Below are 2915 nucleotides of genomic sequence, written 5' to 3'. Positions count from 1 at the left end.
CCAGTACAAAGACAAAAAATACCCCATATGTGAGCAGATTTAATTTTTTCATACGCACGCCCCCATAAATTACAGTTTCCTTATCACTTCACCTTTTTCTATATTGTATCAGATTCCTGTCTTTCGGCATATTTCATCTGCAAAAAAATTCTTACGAATTTCTTAAATCCTATTATATTCGGCTGTTTTATGCTATTTTATAGATAAGACATTCCGGAAAAAGGGGGCCTTCCGCATGAAGAAAAAAATGCTGTTTTCCTATAAAAAAAACATCTCTCTTTTGCTGTTCTGCATCATCATAGGTTTTTGTTCCGCCTGTTCTGCTATCGGTCTGCCCGAAAAAGACCCTGTCGGAACGCTCCGTTCCTATTATGCGGATGGAAAAGACGGAAAAATCGCAGATTTTTATATCAAATATAAAGTTGTTGCAGAAACCTCTCATATTTCCTATCCCAGTGCGGAAGTCCGCACACTGCCCTCTCAGGAAAATATGGAAATGACAGAAAATATGAAGCATACTTTGTACCATATCGCCCTCTGGGATCAGTCTTCCCTCCATATTTACCATCCCCTGCTCACGCTGGATGTTCTTTCCGACAAAAAATGGAACTTTGAAACAGAAGACAACATTATCTCTATCGAGGACGATAAAATCCTATTTGAAGTGACCTACGGCCCAGACCAGTCTTCCACCATTCTCTATTCTATCAAAGAGGATACATTCACAGAAATCAATACAAAATAAAAATGAAGGGTGTCCCCAGACGGGAACACCCTGTTTTTATTGTAATCCTGTTTTTTCTTTATATTGTGCCAAATCTGTGTTCCAGTTTTCGCTGATGGCAGGCTCGTTTCTGTGATCGGGCAGGTCATAGTTTGCATCCAGCCAGTCCCCCAGCCAGTCGGAAACCTTCATCACGCCGGTCAGGTTCATGTGCCCCTGATCGTAATAATCCACAGCGGGGTCTAAGCCCAGCTGGCTTCTGTATTCTTCTCTGTCAAGGTCGAGGTATACCGCACCGTTTTCCTTTGCAAATTCCTCCACAGCCATGCTCTGTTCATAGCTCCACGCCATTTTGGGCAGATGCAGCAACACAACGGGGATATCCTTTTCCTTGCACAGGGCAATGGATTTTTCAATGTATCCCTTGGCATCGGCGTTGAAGACAGGTGCCGCTTCCCCTGTAGGTTCCATGAAGTTTTCGGGATATACCTGAGGTGCAATATCTCTCAGATACACATTCCCCTTCTTGAAGGAATGTTCCAGAAGAGGTGTCGGTTCGTCTTCCGCCAGATCGATCTCTTTCCAGCGGTCATGATAACGCATCAGCGGGAAGGCATAGGACAACATGGACTGTCTTTCGTCCGCCGCTGTGACCTCACGGATGATATCCAGTTTGTATTTGGACATCTTCATCCCATCCAGACCACGTCTCAGGTCCCCTTCTCGTTCCGCATAATCATAGTCGAGGAAAATGTTATCACAGAGAAGAACCACCAGTTCGGGGCTCTGGTATTTCAGGCTTTCCGCCAGCAAACCATAAGAAACCGCAGGCGCCTGCAGGGCGGATGCACGGACATAGCCCGTAAAGCCATGTTCCTCCCACATCACCATGGGAGAAACCCCTCTTAACAGAGGACTACTGCCCACATACAGCACATCAATGGTATCCTTGGGTTCGCTGTAAAAAGCATGTATTTCGTTGGATTCGTCATCGTGGCGCATCAGCAGGTCTGTGGCATTGCCGAACAGCATGGAGAACACCACCACGAAAGCGATACATCTTGTCATAATTTTCAAACACTCTTTCTTATCCATATCAGAACCCCCTGTAAATAAAGTCGGCGGCGTCATAGTTCAGACCATAGACGCCAAAGAGGATCAGGGAGAACAGGGCGCAAAGATAGATGACCCAGCGGAAGTACAGATTCTGCTTCGCCAAGGCTTCTCTCACTTTGATGCCGCTTTCCTGCATCAGGCTGACGCAAAGCAGCACCAGACAGGACAGGAGCAGTACCCACAGGTCTTTCACATCCAGACCCATGGTCAGGAGACCACCATCCAGAATGGGAGTCATATCCCAATTTGCAAACATGGACGTGATCATATATTTTGCCGCACTGACACCGGGGGCACGGGTAATGATTTTACCGATGGCCACCAGAACCAAAGTGCGCAGTACCTGAAAGATCCGCCAGCTGATACATTCCGTACGGATGCCCAGTTTTTTCACCAGTTTCTGCAGGGGCTGTTCAAACAGGATGCCCAGAACGATGAGCGTACCGTTATAACAACCAAAGGCGATATATTTCCATTCCGCCCCATGCCAGATACCGATGAGGAAGAAAATGATAAACTGAGGAATCAGTACAGGAATCAGTTTGCCGATGTAATTGCCCAAGAGGCTTCTGCATCTCTTGCCCAGTCTGGAGAAGAACTTGGACAGGGACAGAGGATAGAACACATAGTCACGGAACCATGCGCCCAGTGTGATATGCCATCTGCGCCAGTAATCGGGGATGGAGGTTGCCAGATAAGGTCTTTCAAAGTTTTTATCCAGCGTTACACCGAAGATCTGTGCCGCACCGGTGGCAATGTCGATACCGCCGGAAAAGTCGCCGTAGATCTGGATGGCATAAACCAACGCCGCCACGGCTACATAAGTACCGCCGAAGGTTTCGGGGAAACCAAAGGCATTATCTACCAGAATTGCCGCTCTGTCCGCAATGACCATTTTCTTAAAAGCCCCCCACAGCATCAGCTGTACGCCGAATTTGATGCGGGTATAAGAAAATTCGTTGGGGCGGAAGAGCTGCTCCGCCAGTGTGCCAAAACGGCCGATAGGCCCCTGCACGATCTGGGGGAAGAAGGAAATGAACAATGCCAGTTTGCAGAAATTTCTTTCCGGCTCCTG

3 protein-coding genes are annotated in these 2915 nt (G+C 47.4%); 1 reads left to right on the top strand and 2 read right to left on the bottom strand.

Annotated features, from left to right (window positions below; all coding sequences use genetic code 11):
• The first annotated feature begins 235 nt into the window (after window positions 1–235).
• A complete protein-coding gene (locus ACJMLT_RS06490) occupies window positions 236–745 on the top strand; it encodes a hypothetical protein (RefSeq protein ID WP_405728312.1) in 510 nt (169 codons plus the stop codon).
• A gap of 36 nt (window positions 746–781) precedes the next feature.
• Here ACJMLT_RS06490 and ACJMLT_RS06485 read toward each other — a convergent pair whose 3' ends face one another.
• Complete coding sequence (locus tag ACJMLT_RS06485) at window positions 782–1819, bottom strand: hypothetical protein (protein ID WP_405728309.1); 1038 nt, start codon at window positions 1817–1819, stop codon at window positions 782–784.
• A gap of 1 nt (window position 1820) precedes the next feature.
• On the bottom strand, window positions 1821–2915 hold a 1095-nt coding region (locus ACJMLT_RS06480; RefSeq protein ID WP_405728306.1), incomplete at its 5' end, for an MBOAT family O-acyltransferase.

Source organism: Anaerotignum sp., from assembly GCF_045122575.1.
Lineage (GTDB): Bacteria > Bacillota > Clostridia > Lachnospirales > Anaerotignaceae > Anaerotignum_A.
Note: the sequence above shows the minus strand (reverse complement) of the source record. Positions and strands in the feature narration are given on the sequence as shown.

Coding starts and splice junctions, on each gene's coding strand:
- ACJMLT_RS06485 (WP_405728309.1), bottom strand. CDS start 1,819: ATGGATAAGAAAGAGTGTTTGAAAATTATGACAAGATGTATCGCTTTC.
- ACJMLT_RS06490 (WP_405728312.1), top strand. CDS start 236: ATGAAGAAAAAAATGCTGTTTTCCTATAAAAAAAACATCTCTCTTTTG.